Source organism: Flavobacterium daejeonense DSM 17708, assembly GCF_000425425.1.
Taxonomy (GTDB): domain Bacteria; phylum Bacteroidota; class Bacteroidia; order Flavobacteriales; family Flavobacteriaceae; genus Flavobacterium; species Flavobacterium daejeonense.
Window position 1 is genome coordinate 1 of sequence record NZ_AUDK01000022.1, and the last position, 21,285, is coordinate 21,285.

Sequence of the window (21,285 nt, forward strand, 5' to 3'; positions counted from 1 at the left end):
TGGATTTTGTTCTCCGTATACTTTGGTTTTGTTATCAGCAGTAACAGTAACAGCTTTGGGTGATACGGTTACATTAACGGTTTGAGTTTCTGTTTCTGTACATCTGCCTTTTAAGATAGCACGATAAGTATAGGAACTCATTGCAACTGTTGGTTTAGTTATGTTTAATGTAGCAGTTGTAGCATTTGAATAAATAGTATTATTTGTAATATTTTCAAAACCAGAACCTTTATTTACTTGCCACTGATATGAAGTAACATCTGTTGCAGTAACTGAAAAATTAGTATTATCTCCATAAGTAATGTTCTGATTTATCGGTTCAGTTGTGATTACAGATTTAGGATGAACAATAACAGTAATTGCTTTTTTGTCACCAATACAAGAATTATTGATGCCTTCAGCTACATAATAAGTGAATTCTCCCGCAGTTGTTGTTATCGGAATTATGGATGCTTGAGGAGTTGAATCTAAGGAATCATAAAAATATAATGTATAATCAGGATTACTTGCAGTTGCTTTTAGTGCTTGAGCAGTATCGCCGGCACAGTATTCAACATTCTCAGTAGTAGGAATTCCTGCTGCCGGATTAATAGTTAAAGTAACAGCTGTTCGAGTTAAACTAGAACATATTCCATTTGATGCTTGAGCATAATATGTTTTAGTTCCTACTCCAATCTGAGTTGGTGAAGTTACTGGAGATCCTCCGGTTTCTGTAGTATACCAATTAACTGACGATCCTTGAGGAACAGTTGCTGTAGCGGTTAAAGTCTGAGTTGTAGTTCTATCAGAGCAAACAGTTTGATTACCGCCTGAAATCGGAGCAACCGGTGTTGTATTTATTGTTAGCGTGACTGCAGTTCGTGTTAAACTTGTACAAGTACCGTTAGGATTAGAAGATTGGGCATAATATGTTTTTGTTCCTACTCCTACCTGAGTTGGTGAAGCTACAGGATTACCTCCGGTTGCAGTTTCATACCAGGTTACTATTTGTCCTTGTGGCGCTGTTGCAGTAGCTGTTAAAGTATGGTTTGTATTCCCATTCCAACAAACAGTTTGATTGCCTCCGGAAGTAGGAGCATTAGGTGTAGGTGAAATTGTTGTTGTTAGTGTACCAAAAATAAACCCATATTGATCATTTCCCTTTGTTTCTAATTCAAAGGAAGTTATGTCATCTGGGAGATAAAAAAAAGTGTAACCATTAGTAAGGGTGTTACTTGGAGCACTACTTGGAGTTTTAGGATTAGACTCAAAAACAGTTCCTTTTTGTCCTGCAACAGGAGGAGTCGTATCATTAAAGAAAGAGTATTTACCCGTTTGATAAGCATCCATATTACCAATTACTTCCAATGGAACTGAGGAAATTACTTTACCTGCTACATTAGAATCGGATAAACCGGCAATACCTATGATATATCTGTAGGCATGAGTAGTAGTATTCAAACTTTTTGAAGTAACTTCATAATCAAGTTTAACAGTTCTTTCCAGCACCAGTGGATTAGTATAAGCACCAATTAAATCTAAGTATTTTGTCTTAAAAGTAGTTGGCACACCTTTTATATTAATTGTTCCTGTGAGTGCGGTAGGTTGGTATAATCTCCATTGTTCAGGACGTCTTGTGAAATTTTTGATTACTTCTACTTTAACTCCTCCATTAGGTAAATATGCAGGACCAGATGGCTTTACTGGAAACAACCCTTTACCTGTATCATTAAGACTTCTCACTAAAGCCTCGGTAGGTTCGGCAAGAACAGTAGTATACACATTACAGGTCTCGTCAATGTCAGGAGTGTTTCCGTCTAATTCTCTACATACAGCTCCTGAATTAATCTGAGGAGCCGGGCAGTTAGTACAGTTGTACATAACTCCCTGTTGAAAATTCATCGCAGAAGGATTATTAAACATTCCTGACAAATTAGAACTTCCTCCTGAATTTATTAAATTTAAATTAGGACCAATTTTTCCATTATTCATGGTAGCTCTTCCTCTCCAGGTAATATATCCTAATTTAGCTGATCCAACTTCAGGACCTTCAATGTTCCCATCGTTTTGAAAGCTTTCAGAAACTACAGTTGTACCTTCGTTATAATAAACACAACCTGTTCCTCCTAAATTCATTGACCCTTGAACGTTAACTGAACCATAATTTTCAAATCGAGCCGTTGAAGAACCAAAATCTACTCTGCTACTAGTTACTGTAAACTTACCTGTATTAATGACCTTTCCGCCTCCAAGGTTAAAACCAGCTGAAGAAACCATTTCACCGCAGTTTACAAAAACACTCCTATTGTTACAGTTATAACTATTTCTAATTAATAATTTTCCTTGGTTTCTAAAGTAACTTTTACCATTAATATTAATATTCGAATTAATGTTAATCGTGGCATTTGGTGAATTATCAAAAGTGTAAGTTCCATTAGAATTTTGAAGTTCTAATACGCCAACATTAAATTGACCATTATTTAGTATTGTATTTATCCCTGCACCATTTAACCTAAAATCAGTGGTGCCTGAACTTCCTGCTTTTAAAACACCATTTGTTCCTATCGTTAAATTAACGTTAGCATTGATGGTTACAGCTTGAGAGAACTGTAATGTACCTTCAATTTTCATTTCAATAGCACCTGAAGAATTAATGTTATTTTGGATGATGACAGTAACGTTTGGAGCAATATAAATTTTGGCACCATTTTGAAAAGTTACATCACCTAAAGTTGCATTACTATAAAAGCAAACTTTTTTATTGGATTGAAATGTATAATTACCAGAAGTAGATCCTGTAATATCACAATCATTCGATTGGGCTTGAATATCTAGGCTATTAAAAGTAAAAATCAGGAGTGTTTGTAAAAGAAGAGTAATTTTGGCTTTCATACTATTTAATTTGTGAAAACATTCATTCTGTGAAATTATTTTTTATAAGAATAAACGCTCATTTTTAATTATTTGGAGTCTAAAATAATCGAAATAAAATATTACAAATGAATAATATCTTCAAACAACTCATAAATTCGTTTAAAAGCATTATTTATGATTTTTATAAAAAATGCTTATTTCAATCACTTGTCACTCTCTTAAATCATAATCTAGTATCATTTAAAGAAATATTAATTTTTAAGACAACATATTGAAATCTCCTTCAAATCTTGTAGAAAATGGTTCGAAAACAGGGTTCGCATCGTCCTCTTTTATATTGTTGATTTTCGTGGGTAATGAGGGGTTCGAACCGACAAGTTAGATTTAATCTATTCTTTTAAGATCTAATAAAAGCTCCTAGTTTTCCCTCGTTAAGATCTCAAGGACAGCATGGGTTAATACAAGTAAAACAAGCCTGATCTTTAAATATTTAGATAATACTTCCCTAATTTTGTCCTGTACAGATTCCTGGCATAATGGTACTTCATATGTACCTATCCATCGATGGAATAGATAATTGATAAAAGTGTATAATATCAATTTTTTAAATTAATCAATTGAAATTAGATAAAAAATCTAAGTCTTCAAAAGTAGATTTTGAATGTTTATTTTTTTAATTCTTTCGAAAATTTAGACAAAACTTCCTCATCAGAATACACTTTATGCTTTCTTATCCATTCAACTATTTCAACTCTATCAAAGAAAAGGGCTCCATTGGTAGGTTTGTTGTGAGGAATCATTTTTTTAGCACTAAGTTTGTGAATAGTGCTATCTGAAAAGCCTGTATAAGCCATCAGGTCTTTAATAGTAAAAATCTCTTTTTGGAACTGATTACCTTTTGTAATCATCATTTTAATTTCATTTAACTGCTCAATAATTTTTTGTGGACTCATAATATTTGTATTAAAATTATGAGGCTAATCTACTGGAATGAAACGAAATGAAACGTGGGTTCGTGAGGCAGTAACGTATTAATTCGGAGAAATCACCTGATTTTAACACTATCATACAATTTCTTTTGATCTTCAGTATAACTAACTCTTGTTTTAGTTGAAAATGAATTTATGTTTATTGGATGATACATTTGATTATTCTTATACTTTATGAGTGAAGCAATCCCTTTTTTGGATACAACAACATCCTCATTTAATTCTTCTAAAAAAGGAACTAAAAATCCCCTAATAAAATAATGTGCCTCATAAGCACTAACTTCCAATTTAAAAACATAATTATCATTTGTTTTTTTGAAACAATTAGAAATTAAATTTTTAAAATCATCTATTGTAGTATCAAAATCAAAAAGTTCTATTCTTCTCAGTTCAAAATAATAATAAATGATTCTATCCTTGTTACTTTCTAGGATGTCCAAAATTAATTTCTCGTTAGCAATATCTCCACTAATCTCACTGATTTGAAATTGAGTTAAATTATTATTTGATTTTTCTCTATTATATCGATTAAAAATATTATCTCCTTTTAAAAAATATAAGGAAGATACTGTCAGTAAAAATGTAAAAATAATAGCCAAGCAAAAAATTATTGAATTAAATATGATGAAAGAATTATTGCTTATTTGGACAACACACAATATAGCAACTAAAAAAGGCAATAGAGGAGCAGCAATTAATGAAACCATCTTTGATTTAAATAGAGCATTCAATTTTTCAAATTGCCTATGAATAAAGAAGAAAACTTTTTCAATTCTACCTGCCATATTAGTAGTAATTTATTATAAAGAGTAAAAATACTAAAAAATATAGCTAATTGAAACAGAATGAAAAGTTTACTATCTTTGTAAAGTCCAACAATTTGTTGTACGTATGTTGTACTGATGAGAACAAAAAAGCCCTCACATTGCTGTGAAGGCTTGATTTTACTAGTGGTCCCACCTGGGCTCGAACCAGGGACCACCTGATTATGAGTCAGGTGCTCTAACCAGCTGAGCTATAGGACCGGTTAAGAGTTTGCAATATTACTACTATTTTTTGTTTGCTCCAAATATTTTTAGTCTTGTTTTACACATGCCAAAACACTTCATCTAAAAAGCGTTGATTATTAGAATTATAAACTTTGACACAATTCTATCAAAATGCCATTTGTGCTTTTAGGATGCAAAAAAACTACCAATTTATTATCGGCTCCTTTTTTAGGAATTTCATTCAAAACAACAAAACCTTCAGCCTTCAGCCTTTCCAACTCATCCGGAATACTTTCGACCTCAAAAGCAATATGATGGATTCCCTCCCCTTTTTTTTCAATAAACTTCGCGATGACACTATCTTCAACAGTCGAAGCCAAAAGTTCAATTTTACAACTTTCATTCTTAAAAAAAGAAGTCAAAACCCCTTCACTTTCCACCTCCTCCTGCTTATAAGGAGCAATACCCAACAATTTTTGAAATAACACATTAGAATCCGCCATATCTTTTACCGCAATTCCTATATGGTCTATTTTTTTCATCACTCACAAAGATTTTCAATCTGAAACAACAAATTCATAACACCTCATAAAGGTACTAATTTTACAATCTTAATAATTCGATAAAAAGTTTTAATTCCAGTAATTATAATTGTTATTTTGTAATTCTAAATTCTGAATTTCATGTTGAAAAACAAATTAAAATATATTTCGGTTGTATTAGTACTCATTCTGGCAAGTTGTGCCAAAAGAGGCAGCATCACCGGCGGATTAAAAGATACTATCCCTCCGAGTCTGAGAACAAGTTTTCCAAAAAACTTTAGTACAAATTTCAACGCCAAACAAATCAGACTGGAATTTGACGAAAATGTTATTCTGAAAAACCTCAGAAAACAATTGGTTATTTCGCCGCCAATGAAAAATGACCCACTTATCTTACCAACAAACGCGAGTAAATTTATCACGATTAAAATTTCAGATACTTTACAGCCCAACACTACTTACAGCTTTAATTTTGGACAAAGTTTAACCGATAACAACGAAGGTAACCCGTTGAACCAGTTTAAATATGTGTTTTCAACCGGCGATTATATCGACTCGTTAAAACTTAACGGAAAAGTAAAATATGCTTACGAAAAAGAAGCAGAAGCCTTCATTTCGGTGATGCTTTACGAAATAAACGACAAATACAACGACTCGGTAATTTATAAAGAAAGTCCAAGATACATTACCAACACTCTGGACAGTTTAAAAACTTTTAGCCTTGAAAATCTAAAAGCCGGAAAATACCGTTTGATTGCACTAAAAGACTTAAACAACAACAATAAATACGACCCAAAAACCGAAAAAATCGGTTTTATCAAAGAAACTATTTCAATTCCGAACGACACTTTATACGAAGTAGAATTATTCAAAGAAAACATCCCTTTTAAAGCCTTCAAACCCACTCAGGAATCCGGTAATAAATTATTCATGGGTTACGAAGGAAGCCTTAAAGAAACTCATGCAAAACCTAAAATCACATTAAAAAATAACAACGAAATTCTACCGAGCATCGTTAGCAAAATAACTAAAAAAGATTCGTTACAAATTTGGTTTAAACCAATTAAAACCGATTCTTTAAAAGTAGAAGTTGCTCAGGGAGATTTCAACAAAACATTTGCCATAAAAATCAAAAATCAAAAGAAAGACAGTTTAACTATAAGTTCCGTAAACCCGGCCAGTTTCTATGATTCTTTTGCTTTAGAAGCCACAACCCCTTTAGTGAAATTTGACGAATCCAAAATCAAATTAATTGATAAAGATTCTGCTGCGGTAAAATTCACCACCAATTATGATGAATTCCGTCAAAAATTATTTTTTGACTTCAAAAAAGAACCTGCTCAAAAATATGCTTTCCAAATTTTGCCTGGCGCTCTAACTGACTTTTTCGAACAAACTAACGACACTTTAAACTACCAAATAAGCACCAAAGAACTGGAAGATTACGGAAATTTAAAAGTAAAATTACAAAACGTAAAACATTATCCGGTTATAGTAGAATTAATAGATTCAAAAGGAGAAATTACTGCCTCTGAATATTTAGAATCGAATCGCGAAATTGATTTTAACTTATTAAATCCAGCTGTTTACAATCTTCGTATCATATATGATGACAATAAAAATAAAAAATACGACTCAGGAAATTATTTAGAAAAAAAATACGCTGAAGAAGTTATTTATTACTCGAAAGATATTGAAGATGTCAGAGCAAATTGGGATGCCATCGAAACTTTTGATGTAAGCATACCATATACACCACCAATTAAAAAAGACGACAAAAACAAAAAGAAGAAAAAGCCATAAAAATCAGAGCATTTTAAAAAGATCCTGATCTTTTAAAAAGCCCAATTCTTTGCGCGTAGCCAGCATACTTTCGCGGTCTAAAACCAATAGGAATACCCCTTCGGATTTTTTGGGTTCCAACAAATAATCTCCCAAACAATCCACCACTTGGGTATGTCCGGAATAGCCGTGACCGTTATCATCGGTTCCAATGCGGTTTACACCCACAACATAACTCATATTTTCAATCGCACGCGCCTTTAAAAGCGCATCCCAAGCCTGAGTCCTTTTTTCAGGCCAACCCGCCACATACAACAATAAATCGTAGTTTTCGACATTTCTGGAAAAAACCGGAAACCGCAAGTCATAACAAACCATCGGACAAATTTTCCAACCCAAATAATCAACAATTAACTTTTGCTCTCCGGCAGTATAAATTTGATCCTCTCCTGCAAGAGTAAACAAATGCCTTTTGTCATAATGCAAAATTTCACCTGATGGATAAACAAACAGCATTCGGTTATAAAAACAACCTCCGTCTTCAATTACCAGACTTCCTGTAACAGCCGTTTTTTTATCCTTCGCCAAAGCTTGCATCCACAAGACCGTTTCTCCCCGCATCGTTTCAGCAATTGCCGCAGGATTCATCGTAAAACCCGTGGAAAACATTTCGGGCAACACAATTAAATTGACCGACTCACTAATTCCATTAATTTTTTCTTCAAAATAAACTCGGTTAGCTTTTGGGTTTTCCCAAACTAATGACGACTGGATTAAGGCTACTCTCATATTCAATTATGGTTTTCCAATAAAGATAAATAAAAAAGCGCATTCAAATCAATGAATGCGCTTTTAAAATATATTGAAAAAAAATATTATCCTTTCAAACTTGCCGACATGTACTCTCTGTTCATACGAGCAATGTTTTCTAAAGAAATTCCTTTTGGACATTCAATTTCACAAGCTCCAGTATTGGTACAGTTACCAAATCCTTCTTCGTCCATTTGTTTCACCATGTTCAATACACGGTCTGCAGCTTCTACCTGACCTTGTGGCAATAAAGCATATTGAGATACTTTAGCAGCAACGAATAACATAGCCGACGAGTTTTTACAAGTTGCCACACAAGCTCCACATCCAATACAAGTTGCAGCATCAAAAGCAGCATCAGCATCTTTTTTGTTTACCGGAATTGTATTTGCATCGATTGTATTTCCTGAAGTATTTACCGAGATAAATCCTCCTGCATGTTGGATTCTGTCAAAAGAACTTCTGTCCACCACTAAATCTTTTACAACCGGGAAAGCAGCAGCACGGAATGGCTCGATAGTGATAGTATCGCCATCTTTAAACATACGCATGTGCAATTGACAGGTAGTTACTCCTCTGTCCGGTCCGTGAGCTTCTCCATTGATGAATAAAGAACACATTCCGCAAATTCCTTCACGACAGTCGTGGTCAAAAGCTACCGGCTCTTCACCAGCATTGATTTGTTGCTCATTGAATACATCAAGCATTTCAAGGAACGACATATCAGGTTCAATTCCGTCGATTTTATAATCGACCATTCTCCCTTTATCCTGAGCGTTTTTTTGACGCCATATTTTTAATGTAAGTTTCATATCTTTTTAGTTTGAAAGTCTTAAAGTCAAAAGTCGAAAGCCTTAACTTTAAGACTTTTGACTTTCGACTTTTGACAAAATTCTATTTGTAACTACGTTGTACTAATTTAATGTTTTCGTAATTCAACGGCTCTTTGTGTAATACCGCATCACTTGGTTTTCCTTTGTATTCCCAGGCAGCAACATAAGCAAAGTTTTCGTCATCACGAAGTGCTTCTCCTTCTTCTGTTTGGTATTCTTCACGGAAGTGACCTCCACAAGATTCATTACGATGTAAAGCATCTTTAGCAAACAATTCTCCCAGTTCTAAGAAATCGGCAACACGAATGGCTTTTTCTAATTCCTGATTGAATTCTTTATCTGTCCCAGGCACTTTTACATCTTTATAGAACTCTTCACGAAGTTCGGCAATTTCAACCATTGCTTCTTTCAAACCTTTTTCATTACGAGCCATACCTACTTTATTCCACATAATTTTTCCTAATTTTTTGTGGAAATAATCTACTGAATGCGTTCCTTTATTATTCATAAATTTAGCAATCAATTCTTTCACTGATTTTTCAGCCTCTTCAAATTCTGGTCTGTCAGTTGAAATAGGTCCCATTTTGATATCCGGAGCTAAATAATCTCCAATTGTGTAAGGCAATACGAAATATCCGTCAGCCAAACCTTGCATCAAAGCAGAAGCTCCTAAACGGTTCGCTCCGTGATCAGAGAAGTTAGACTCTCCAATTGAGAAACATCCCGGAATAGTAGTCATCAGGTTATAATCAACCCAGGTTCCACCCATGGTATAGTGAACCGCCGGATAAATCATCATTGGCGTAGTATATGGATCTTCGTCAACGATTTTGTAATACATTTGAAACAAGTTTCCGTATTTACTTCTTACAATATCAGTTCCTAATTTAGTCACTAAAGCGTTATCATTTTCATCCAATCCTTTAATATGTGCCTGCTCTTTTCCGTAACGTTGAATAGCCGCAGCAAAATCCAAGTAAACTGCTTCTCCAGTTTTGTTAACACCAAAACCGGCATCACATCTTTCCTTAGCAGCACGGGAAGCTACGTCACGAGGCACTAAGTTACCAAAAGCAGGATATCTTCTTTCCAAGAAATAATCTCTGTCAGCTTCAGCCAAATCAGTTGCTTTTTTCTTTCCTTCACGGATAGCCTGTGCATCTTCTAATTTTGCAGGAACCCAGATACGTCCGTCATTACGAAGAGACTCAGACATCAACGTTAATTTTGACTGATGATCTCCTGAAACCGGGATACAAGTTGGGTGAATTTGAGTATAACAGGGGTTTGCGAAGAAAGCCCCTTTTTTGTGGATTTTCCAGGCTGCAGTAGCATTAGACCCCATTGCATTAGTTGATAAGAAGAATACGTTTCCGTAACCTCCGGAACCTACAACAACAGCGTGAGCCGAATGTCTTTCGATTTCTCCGGTAATTAAGTTACGAGCAATAATTCCTCTTGCTTTTCCGTCGATGATTACTAGTTCAAGCATTTCATGACGATTGTACATTTTAATTTTTCCACGACCAATTTGACGGTTCATGGCAGAATAAGCTCCTAACAATAACTGTTGCCCTGTTTGACCCTGAGCATAAAATGTACGGGAAACCAAAGTTCCTCCAAAAGAACGATTATCCAATAATCCACCATATTCACGAGCCAATGGCACCCCTTGAGCCACACATTGGTCAATAATATTAGCAGAAACTTCAGCCAAACGATATACGTTTGCTTCACGAGCACGGTAATCTCCTCCTTTTACAGTATCGTAGAACAATCTGTAAACAGAGTCACCGTCACCTTTATAATTTTTTGCAGCATTGATACCTCCTTGTGCAGCAATAGAGTGCGCACGACGTGGAGAATCCTGAAAACAAAATGCTTTTACGTTATATCCTAATTCTGCTAAAGTAGCAGCTGCTGAACCTCCGGCTAATCCCGTTCCTACAACAATAATATCTAAATTACGTTTATTAGCAGGGTTTACTAAATTAATATGATCTTTATAATTTGTCCATTTGTCCGCAATTGAACCATTTGGAATTTTTGAATCTAATGCCATTATAATTGAATATTAATGATTGAAATGATGAAATAATGCAATAACTACGAATCCTAAAGGAACAACTACCGAAAACCATAATCCGAAGTTTTTCATTCCCTTTGTATATTTATTGTTTTGCCCTATAGACTGAAATGAAGAACTGAATCCGTGACGCAAGTGTAAAGACAACAAAATAAAAGACAAACTATACAATCCAGTACGAACCGGACTTACAAATTTCTCTGCTAATTCATGAAAATAACGGGTCTCATCAGCCGGATTGAATTCTATATACTTATAAACCATTTCCGGAAACCAGAAATCATAGAAGTGTAACGCCAGGAAAGCCAAAATAACTGAACCAGAAATAATCATGTTACGTGAAGCCCAGCTTGCATTAGCTGCTCCATTATAACTTGCATACCCAACCGGTCTTGCTTTTTTGTTTTGAATATCCAAAACAAATCCCATGATGAAGTGAAACACAACACCTACAATAAGAATAGGCTGGATAACAAACTGAATCAAAGGATTGGTCCCCATGAAATGAGAAATCGAATTAAAAACATCAGCACTAAATACTGACATCATATTAATAAAAAAATGCTGTGCTAAGAACAACATCAAAAAAAGTCCTGAAAGTGCCATAGCTACTTTTTTTGCTATTGACGATTTCAATAATCCAGATTTTGCCATAATATTTTAGAATATAATTTAAAAAAGTACACAAAAATAAAGTAATTAGCAACCAACTACAACCTTTTCGCTACTATTTAGAAAGATTATAAAGTTTGAAGCCCCAAAAGCTTTTATCTAAGCAATAATCATTTTAAATCATTGATTTATAATCATTTAATTGCAAAACAAAAAAACAATAACAATAAATTACCACAAAAAAAGAATCAATTATTTACATTTTAAGAACTTAAAAAATATAAAATCCATAATTTTAAGAATGTTTTACTTTCGAATTGACAAAAACACAAAAACCAACTATTTTGTGTAGTTAATAAAACTACATTTCTAAAGCATCATTTTATCTTTGCAATTCCAAAAAAAATTGAAAATGAAAACCGGAATTGACGCTATATCTTTTGATGTAGCAAAACTACATTTACCTATAAAAACATTGGCAGAAGCCAGAAACATAGAACCCGAAAAACTGGAAAAAGGTTTAGGATTAATCAAAATGACTTTAGCTGACACGCATCAGGACAGCGTGGTTTTTGCAGCCAACGCTTTAACCAAATTAATCCAGGACAACGCGATTAACTTAAACGAAATTGCCCGCATTTATGTAGGAACCGAAAGCGCCATCGACAACGCAAAACCGATAGCTTCATTCTTAATTGATTTAATGGAGCAAAAATTTGGCAAGAACACTTTAGCGGAATGTGATGCTGTCGATTTCACTTTTGCTTGTATTGGGGGAGTGGATGCGATGCAAAATTGCCTTGACTTTATTCAACTCAATCCAACTAAAAAAGCAATTGTAGTAACTACTGATTTTGCCAAATACGATTTAAATTCTACCGGAGAATATACTCAAGGAGCTGGTGCCATGGCAATGTTAATTACTGCCAATCCAAGAATTATCGCATTTGAAAATAATTGGGCGACAAATACCAAAGGCGTTTTTGATTTTTTCAAACCACACCGAACAATTTCTAAAGAAGCCATCACCGGAAACACAAATAACGAAAACTGGTTTGACAATCTGGAAGCCGAAATTGAAATCCACAAAGACCAACCTGTTTTTGACGGACAATATTCGAACCAATGTTATATGGACAGAACCCGTAATGCGTATTTCTCGTTCAAAAAATTAAAAGAAACATCAGCCACACTTTATAACAATTGGAACAGCATCATCATGCACCTGCCTTATTCTTATCAAGGTCGCCGTATGTTATCTGAAATCTACACTTTGGATGCTGAAAATTCGGTTATTACTGGAAATGAAACTCCGGCTGAATATCAAAACAAACTAAAAGAAACCAGTAAAACTCCTGAATACAAAAACTTTGTTCAGGAAAAATTAATGCCGGCCGAATTAGCCTCTTCCTTAATCGGAAACCTATATACGGGTTCTGTTTTCATGGGATTCCTTTCTACTTTGGCTCATTTTTATGATACCAACAAAGAAATTACAGGCAACACTTTTGGTTTCCTTGCTTACGGAAGCGGTTCTAAATCCAAAGTATTCGAAGGAACAATTCAGGACGAATGGAAATCGGTAATGGCAAACACAAAACTTTTTGAAACCTTAAAAAAAAGCTTCGAAATAGATTTTGAAACTTACGAAAGACTCCATAAAAAAGAACAAAAACAAAGCGTTCAAACTCCAAAAAACGAATGGATTTTAGACCGTATCGAAAAAGAAATCCCAACATTAATTGGCGCACGCTATTACAAATGGATTGATTAAATATTAAAACCGCGAATTCGCAAATTATTTTTTAAAAATTATCTTCTGTCCTTTGCGAAAAATCTTTGCAGTCTTTGCGGTTAATATATATTTTTCCGCATTAGCAGCTATTAAAATTTGCGAATTTGCGGTATTATTTATCTCATCACAAACTATGCTATAGTCTATTTAAACAAGATTGATTAGATTTGTATTTCAAAACTTTCCCCTATGAAATACCATCAAATTGACCGCCATTTATTTATAAAAAACCGCAGCAAATTTACGGCTCAAATGAAACCTAAAAGTGTTGCCATTTTCAACTCCAACGATATTTATCCTGTAAGTGCCGACAGCACTTTGCCTTTTGCGCAACACCGTGATATTTTTTACTTAAGCGGAATCGATCAGGAAGAAAGTATTCTGCTTTTATTTCCTGACGCTCCTTATGAAAATCAAAAAGAAATACTGTTCCTGAAAGAAACCAGCGAATTAATTGCCATTTGGGAAGGTGCTAAATTAACTAAAGAGGAAGCTTTTGCCGTTTCAGGTATCAAAACGGTCTATTGGCTACAGGATTTTGAAAAAGTCTTGGCCGAATTAATGACGTATTCCGAAACGATTTATATCAATACCAATGAACATTATCGTGCTAAAATTGAAACTGAAACCCGTGAAGCCCGCTTTGTAAAATGGTGGAAAGAAAAATACCCTGCGCATGCCGTTGCCAAAAGCAATCTTATTTTGCAACGTCTGCGTTCGGTAAAAGAAAGCGAAGAAATCGATTTGATTCAACAAGCCTGTAACATTACTGAACTTGGTTTCCGTCGTTTGCTTTCATTTGTAAAACCAAATGTGATGGAATACGAAATCGAAGCCGAACTAATCCACGAGTTCATTCGCAATCGTTCTAAAGGTTTTGCTTATACCCCAATTATTGCCTCAGGAAATAATGCCAATGTATTGCATTACATTGAAAACAACCAACAATGTAAAGAAGGCGATTTGATATTGCTGGACGTTGCTGCCGAATATGCTAATTACTCCAGTGATTTAACCCGAACCATTCCGGTTTCAGGACGTTATTCTAGCAGACAAAAAGACGTTTACAACGCTGTTTTGAGAGTAAAAAACGAAGCTGCTAAAATGCTGACTCCGGGAACGCTGTGGAAAAACTACCAATACGAGGTAGGTAAAATCATGACTTCAGAACTACTTGGGTTGGGACTTCTGGACAAAACCGATGTACAAAATGAAAATCCGGACTGGCCGGCTTATAAGAAATATTTCATGCACGGAACTTCGCATCATATGGGATTGGACACCCACGATTACGGACTATTGTACGAACCAATGCAAACTAATATGGTCTTTACCGTAGAACCTGGTATTTACATTCCCGAAGAAGGCTTCGGAATCAGAATTGAAGACGATGTGGTCATTCAGGAAAAAGGAGAACCTTTCAACCTAATGAAAAACATCCCGATTGAAGTCGAGGAAATCGAGAGCTTGATGAATTCTTAATTCTTCTTCTTTAGAGCAAAGAAACAAGAGAAAAGACGGTTTGCAGAAATGTGAGCCATTTTTATATTGGCTTGAGTTGGTAAAAATATTTTACCGCAGATTCGCAGATTATAAACTTAATCAATTATAAAAAAATCTGCGAATCTGCGGTTATTTTCATTTGTTAATTTTTTTATAGCACATCCCTTCGGGTCGGGCTGTACGCTATATCTTTTATCTCGTTCTTTAAAAACGAGATAAAAGGATGCCGCTTCCATCCCTTGTGCAAAACAGCATAAAATTGAAAGATTTTTACTAAATTAGTCGCTATAAATTTTATCAATCCAATAAAAATGAGAGCACACGAAATAGATTACGAGATTTTTGGCGAAGAAATGCAATACGTTGAAATCGAATTAGATCCTCAGGAAATAGTCATTGCCGAAGCGGGAAGCTTTATGATGATGGACAATAATATCCAGATGCAAACCATCTTTGGAGACGGTTCACAGGAACAAACCGGTATTTTTGGCAAACTGCTTAGTGCCGGAAAACGAGTTCTTACGGGCGAAAGTCTTTTTATGACCGCTTTTATCAATCAAAATTACGGCAAAGCCAAAGTATCTTTTGCTTCGCCTTATCCCGGAAAAATTCTCCCTATTGATTTAACCCAATTCAATGGAAAATTCATTTGCCAAAAAGACGCATTCCTTTGCGCTGCCAAAGGAGTCGCTGTAGGTGTTGAATTTTCAAGAAAATTAGGTCGCGGACTCTTTGGCGGCGAAGGTTTCATCATGCAAAAAATTGAAGGCGACGGAATGGCTTTTGTTCACTCCGGAGGAACGATGGCTATGAAAGAATTAAAAGCCGGCGAAATACTTAAAGTTGACACCGGTTGTATTATAGGATTCACACAGGACATTGATTATGATATTGAATTTATAGGTGGAATTCGAAATTCCATTTTTGGTGGTGAAGGTTTATTTTATGCCACACTTCGCGGTCCGGGAACCGTGTACATACAATCACTTCCTTTTAGCCGCCTTGCCGACAGAATCATTGCCTCTGCACCAAAAGCTGGCGGAAACAGCCGCGACGAAGGTAGTTTACTGGGAGGTTTAGGAAACTTATTGGATGGGGATAATCGGTTTTAAATTTTACAACCTGCAAGGTTTTGAAATAAAAAACTTTATTTTTGCCTCATAAAAAATTCTCCCTTGAATTCCATTCTCTATAAAAACACTAAAATCGCTTATACTGATTCCGGCAAAGGAACGGCAGTAGTTTTGCTACACGGTTTTTTGGAAAACCAACAAATGTGGGACAACTATATTGCCATATTTACTAAGAAAAACCGCGTCATTACCATTGATTTATTAGGTCATGGCAAAACAGAATGCATGGGCTATATTCACAGTATGGAAAACAATGCCGATATAGTTCATGCAGTTTTAAGCAAATTACACATTCGTAAAGCCATTTTTGTGGGTCATTCTATGGGCGGTTATGTAGCTTTGGCTTTTGCAGAAATATATCCTGATTATATAAAAGCTTTGGTTTTACTGAATTCCACTTCCAGAGCTGACAGCGACGAAAGAAAAGCAAATAGGGATCGCGCCATTAAAGCGGTAAAACAATCTTTTACCAATTTCATATCACTTTCGATTGCCAATTTATTCAGCGAAGAAAACCGTGAAAGACTCAAAGATAAAATAGAAACAGTAAAAAACGAAGCCTTAAAAACACCTTTACAAGGAATCGTAGCCTCGCTCGAAGGCATGAAAACCAGGATGGATCGTGAAGTAATTCTACACCTGACACCTTATCCAAAAATGCTGATTCTGGGTCAAAAAGACCCGGTTTTGAATTACAAAGAAAATCTGGAACAAACTGAAGAAACTGATGTACAACTTGTCACTTTTCCTGACGGACACATGAGCCATATTGAAAACGAAGCCGAATTAACTAAAGTTTTGTTAGACTTTTTTAAGAAAGTTTAATATAAACACAGATTACACAAATTAGCACAAATTAATCTTAGCGTGCTTTGCGTAAAACCTTTGTGTCCCGATAGCTATCGGGATTTGTTGTTAAAAAATTATATTTTCTCTTCAAACGGAACAGTTTCGTCTAATATTTCTTTTAACAACAACACAATTTGTTCAAGATAATTAGTCATTACTTCATCGTTAATAATTTGCTGAATGTCTTTATCCTCTTTGAATTGAAAAGGTAAAAATCCTGATTTTAAATTTTTAAACGAAATAATTCCTGCTTCAATCGGTTTTCCATTAGCTTCATTTTCATACATAAAAGCATAAGCCAAAACCTGAATGATTTTATCGTTTTTAAGCTCCTGAGTCAATCCGTTCCATGATTTCAAACTCACATTTCCTTTTTCGACTTTTCCTGTTTTATAATCAATAATTCGGATGACACCATTGCATTCTTCAATTCGATCGACATTTCCTTTGATTAAAACCGGAAACGGCAAATCAGGATGAATGAGTTCACGCTGAAATGTTTGTTCCAGCGCCATAATTTTAATCGCTTCATCAGCTTTTATACGCGCCAATTCCACTTTCAGGAAATTAAAAACATTGCGTTTAGCCACCTCAAAAGCCAAAAGATTTCGCCCTTTTTTGATTTCGCCTTCTTTGTAAACAATTTTGAACTGCTTTAAAACCTCAGCATCAATTAGTTTAAAACAATTCTCAATATCAGCCTCCGAAATGAATTTTCCAATGAAAGGCGTATATAAAGCCAATAAGGTTTCGTGAATAATCGTCCCCAAAGTATTCAACGCTATATTTTCCTCTACTTCTTCTACCTCGCGAATGCGCAGTATTTTTTGAAAATAAAACTGAATCGGATTCCTTATATAACTTGTTAAAGCTGATGGCGAAAAACCATCTTTGGCAATTTCAGTCAAACGCGTCATTACCGCTGCAGATTTTTCAACAACCATAGGTTTATATGCTGTTTCGGGCAAAATCGCATTATAAATTTCGTGAGACAAATTATGATTTGGCTGTTTTTCAACTTCTAATTGGGTAATAAAACGGCTTTTTTCACCGGCATCCAAACCTTCACTTTCGGTGTTGTACAGCAAATACACATTTTTAGCGCGTTGCAACAAATGATAAAAATGATAGGTATAAATCGCGTCTTTTTCTTTAAAGGTTGGCAATCCCAATTCTCTTTTTACATCATAAGGAATAAAGGAATTTTGCGATTTTCCGGCGGGAAATTTCCCTTCATTCATAGAGGTCACAATCACAGTTTCAAAATCCAGCACACGACTTTCTAAAACTCCCATAATCTGCAAACCACTTAAAGGTTCTCCTTCAAAAGAAACTTCGGCTAAATCAATAAGCTGTTTATAAATAGCATGCAACGTTTCAATTTTATCAATATGGCGATGTTTTGAATAGTACGTAATCAGTTTGTTAATCACTTTAAAAATAGCATAAACAAAGGCTTTAGTGATTTTTTCCTCTTCATTATCATTGCTTAAATTCTGTTTTACAGTCAATAATAATTCCGAAACAGATTGCAACACCGCTAACGAATTATCATCCCATTTGTTAAAAAGCAACAAGAACAAATCCGATGGACTCTGATTCAATTCCATCAATTTCTGATGGCTGATAAATGTATAATTATTAGTATTGATAGTATTAACCAAACGGGAGGTTTTAGCGTAAGGCTCTATCAGCGGATGCGTCAGAATATCCAAAACGTCTTTATAATAAAACACATAACTCGAAGATTTTCTCGACAAAGCATTCGTATGCATTTTAAATAATTTGGCAATCAAAATTTGAGCAGGATTATTTTTCCCCGAATAACCCATCGTGATATTCAAAGCCCCAACTGATGCAGGCAAAGAATACAACAAGGGAACCAAAAGATTTTCTTCGCCAAGGACAATAGCTACTTTATCTAATTTGTCCGAAGGATTTTGAGCAACAATTTGTTCAATAATTTTACCGGATATTTTAGCCTGACCAATACTTTTTGGAGTACCAATAATTTGAATATTTTTAGATTGCGAAAAATCATCCACAATCCATTCAAAAGGATTGAATTTATACTGTTTCCAATTTTCTTTAAAACGTCGTAAAAACAATCCGGCATCGTGATAAGGGTCATTTAAAAAGGTCTGATCGGCATCCCAAAAAATTTGAGCCTGATCATTGGCTAACAAATGTTGGATAATTTTTTCCTCAGAAGCATTCAAGGCATTAAAACCTGCAAAAACGAACTCCGCATCAACAACATTATTGGAAAAATGAGTAAGATTTGCCACCGCTTCGCGATAAATCAATCCCTGATAACCGATGCCTTTATTCAATAAATGCTGGTATAATGACTGATAATAAAGAGGTAATAATTTCCAAAAATCAATATACTTTTCCAATAATTGAGTTTTATTCTCCACGTCAATCCCCCATTTTTTAATGTCTTCAATATCTTTCAGATACGACAAAACATGAATTGGATCCAGCAAATAGCGATCTATTTCATTAAAATCCTGTAAAAGTGTTTTGGCCCAATTGGCAAACAATTCAAAAGATTGCTGATTTGGTTTTTCAGTAACCGATAAATAAACCTCATAAAATTCAAACAGCAATTCGATTGCATCAACAGTCCGAATTCCGGCAATATCCTGAACAAAATCTTCAATGCTAATAATTTTTGGAGCCAGAATATTGTTTGAAACCCTTTTCCTCAGAGCTTCCATCAAAAAAACTTTGGCTCTTTTATTAGGCAAAACTATTATGGTTTTAACCAGCCTATCCGAATATTTTTCAATTAAAACCTGAGCTATTTTATCTAGAAAAGTACTATTTATCATAGCATAAAAATAAAAAAACGCCCCGATAAACGGGGCGTTTTTCAATAATTATTTAGAAGAAATTATTTGATTAATTTCACTTCAGTTCTTCTGTTTAATGCTTTACCAGCAGCAGTTTTGTTAGTAGCAATTGGCATAGTTTCACCATATCCTACTGATTTCAATTTACTAGGAGAGATTCCTCTGTCTAATAAAGCATTTTTCACTACCGCAGCTCTGGCTTCAGAAAGTTTTTGGTTGAATGCTTCAGAACCATCGCTATCAGTGTGTCCTTCGATTAAGAACTCAGAGTTTGCGTAGTTTTTAAGCAATGCAGCCATAGCGTCTAATCTCTTAGGAACGTCAGCAGATTTAAATGTTGATTTTCCAGAGTTAAAGTAGATAAATCTAGCTTGAGATTTCAATTGATCCATAGCTTCTGGGGTTACTTCAGGACAACCTTTGTTACTAGCAGGCCCCGCAACTTCAGGACAAGCATCATCTTTATCAGCTACACCATCTTTATCTGTATCTGGCCAAGGACAACCTGCGTTTTCTTTTGGACCAGCTACGTTAGGACATTTGTCGTCTTTATCAGCTACACCGTCTTTATCAGCATCCGGGCATCCTTTTAATGAAGCCAAACCAGCTACATTAGGACAAGCATCTTCAGCGTCTGTGATTCCGTCACCATCAGCATCCGGACATCCTTTCAATGAAGCTAAACCAGCAACTTCAGGACATGCATCTTCAGAATCAATAATTCCGTCACCGTCAGTATCAGGACAACCGTTGAATTGTTTTAAACCTGCAACTTCAGGACATGCATCGTCTTTATCATACACTCCGTCACCGTCAGTGTCTTTTCCACCAAATTTGAAAACAACACCAGCTGTATGTTGGAAGTGAGAACGTTGCAATGGATCAGAACTATCAAATGCTTTTTTATAAGTAGTTCCTAATTCGATACCAACATTTTGAGAAACCCAAAAAGCTAATCCGGCACCTGCATTAACAGTTCCAAAACTACTATCTCCTAAGAAAGTATAACCTCCTCCTAAGTGTAAACTTGGATCAATAACTTGAGATTTGATTAGATTCATGAAACTATATTTCACTTTTCCATCAATTCCATAATACATTAAATCACCTGGATTAGTAACAATCATACCCCTACCATCGTGACCCGGAGCAGTTGGATCAAAAGTTACCAACTTATCAATTTTGTTAACAGAACCCTGAAGTCCTACTGTAAAATTGCTTCCCACGTAACGGGATACACTTAAATAAGATACTGAAGGCAGAATATTCCAATTGTTTTTCACATCAAATGGCTGAGAAAAATGACGATCTAACCAATTATTACCTCCGCCTGCACTAGTTCTAGTATCCACGGCATTTACTCCAAAAGCAATTGCCCATGGATTGTTACTGTCTTGCGCCTGAGAGCTAACCCCCATAGCCATCAGCACAGCAACAAAAAGTCTGTTAAGATGTTTCATACTTAATTTTTTTAATTACAATTTAGTTAATTACAGACAAAAATAACGCGTAATTTTTTAACTACAAAATAGAATGTTAAAAAAAAAGATACATGTAAGGTATTTTAAACTGACTAAATCCATAAAAATTAGTACTTAACAAAACAAATCCTCATAATTTTAACAACCAGAAACCGCAAAAAATCAAATTT

15 protein-coding genes and 1 tRNA gene are annotated in these 21,285 nt (G+C 35.0%); 5 read left to right on the forward strand and 11 right to left on the reverse strand.

Annotation, left to right across the window (positions count from 1 at the left end; all coding sequences use genetic code 11):
- From H599_RS19850 to mce, 5 genes are all read right to left on the reverse strand, one after another.
- Positions 1–2,871, reverse strand: a 2,871-nt coding sequence (locus H599_RS19850) for an Ig-like domain-containing protein (protein ID WP_035141702.1), incomplete at its 3' end; no start/stop codon positions are given.
- A gap of 647 nt (positions 2,872–3,518) precedes the next feature.
- Positions 3,519–3,806 (reverse strand): helix-turn-helix transcriptional regulator, encoded by a 288-nt coding sequence (locus H599_RS0114380; RefSeq protein WP_026714771.1) that lies wholly within the window; start codon positions 3,804–3,806, stop codon positions 3,519–3,521.
- Between the two features lie 92 nt (positions 3,807–3,898).
- Entirely contained in the window at positions 3,899–4,627 is a 729-nt protein-coding gene (locus H599_RS0114385) for a hypothetical protein (protein ID WP_026714772.1), read from the reverse strand.
- 166 nt (positions 4,628–4,793) lie between these two features.
- Positions 4,794–4,867: transfer RNA gene (locus tag H599_RS0114390), tRNA-Ile, on the reverse strand.
- A gap of 107 nt (positions 4,868–4,974) precedes the next feature.
- A complete protein-coding gene (gene mce / locus H599_RS0114395; protein WP_026714773.1) occupies positions 4,975–5,373 on the reverse strand; it encodes a methylmalonyl-CoA epimerase in 399 nt (132 codons plus the stop codon).
- A gap of 141 nt (positions 5,374–5,514) precedes the next feature.
- On the opposite strand from mce, the gene H599_RS0114400 reads away from it, so the two are divergent.
- The gene (locus H599_RS0114400) at positions 5,515–7,176 is read left to right on the forward strand and encodes an Ig-like domain-containing protein (RefSeq protein ID WP_026714774.1); all 1,662 of its coding nucleotides are present in this window, start codon (positions 5,515–5,517) and stop codon (positions 7,174–7,176) included.
- Between the two features lie 3 nt (positions 7,177–7,179).
- Here H599_RS0114400 and H599_RS0114405 read toward each other — a convergent pair whose 3' ends face one another.
- From H599_RS0114405 to H599_RS0114420, 4 genes are all read right to left on the reverse strand, one after another.
- Entirely contained in the window at positions 7,180–7,944 is a 765-nt protein-coding gene (locus H599_RS0114405) for an amidohydrolase (RefSeq protein WP_026714775.1), read from the reverse strand.
- Positions 7,945–8,030: 86 nt separating this feature from the next.
- Positions 8,031–8,777, reverse strand: coding sequence for a succinate dehydrogenase/fumarate reductase iron-sulfur subunit (locus H599_RS0114410; protein WP_026714776.1), 747 nt, complete (start codon positions 8,775–8,777; stop codon positions 8,031–8,033).
- A gap of 82 nt (positions 8,778–8,859) precedes the next feature.
- Positions 8,860–10,860, reverse strand: a complete 2,001-nt coding sequence (locus H599_RS0114415) for a fumarate reductase/succinate dehydrogenase flavoprotein subunit (RefSeq protein WP_026714777.1) — start codon at positions 10,858–10,860, stop codon at positions 8,860–8,862.
- A 12-nt stretch (positions 10,861–10,872) separates the two neighbouring features.
- Positions 10,873–11,538: a succinate dehydrogenase cytochrome b subunit gene (locus H599_RS0114420; RefSeq protein WP_026714778.1), complete on the reverse strand. Its 666-nt coding sequence runs from the start codon at positions 11,536–11,538 to the stop codon at positions 10,873–10,875.
- A 370-nt stretch (positions 11,539–11,908) separates the two neighbouring features.
- On the opposite strand from H599_RS0114420, the gene H599_RS0114425 reads away from it, so the two are divergent.
- From H599_RS0114425 to H599_RS0114445, 4 genes are all read left to right on the forward strand, one after another.
- Positions 11,909–13,270, forward strand: coding sequence for a hydroxymethylglutaryl-CoA synthase family protein (locus tag H599_RS0114425; RefSeq protein ID WP_026714779.1), 1,362 nt, complete (start codon positions 11,909–11,911; stop codon positions 13,268–13,270).
- A 210-nt stretch (positions 13,271–13,480) separates the two neighbouring features.
- Entirely contained in the window at positions 13,481–14,773 is a 1,293-nt protein-coding gene (locus tag H599_RS0114430; RefSeq protein WP_026714780.1) for an aminopeptidase P family protein, read from the forward strand.
- A 332-nt stretch (positions 14,774–15,105) separates the two neighbouring features.
- Positions 15,106–15,906, forward strand: coding sequence for a TIGR00266 family protein (locus H599_RS0114440; RefSeq protein ID WP_026714781.1), 801 nt, complete (start codon positions 15,106–15,108; stop codon positions 15,904–15,906).
- 63 nt (positions 15,907–15,969) lie between these two features.
- On the forward strand, positions 15,970–16,752 hold the full coding sequence (locus H599_RS0114445; RefSeq protein ID WP_026714782.1) for an alpha/beta fold hydrolase: 783 nt from the start codon (positions 15,970–15,972) through the stop codon (positions 16,750–16,752).
- Between the two features lie 98 nt (positions 16,753–16,850).
- Here the strand turns inward: H599_RS0114445 and H599_RS0114450 are convergent, their stop codons facing one another.
- Positions 16,851–19,613, reverse strand: a complete 2,763-nt coding sequence (locus H599_RS0114450; RefSeq protein ID WP_026714783.1) for a PD-(D/E)XK nuclease family protein — start codon at positions 19,611–19,613, stop codon at positions 16,851–16,853.
- A gap of 62 nt (positions 19,614–19,675) precedes the next feature.
- The gene (locus H599_RS0114455) at positions 19,676–21,094 is read right to left on the reverse strand and encodes an OmpA family protein (protein WP_026714784.1); all 1,419 of its coding nucleotides are present in this window, start codon (positions 21,092–21,094) and stop codon (positions 19,676–19,678) included.
- Positions 21,095–21,285 lie beyond the last annotated feature (191 nt).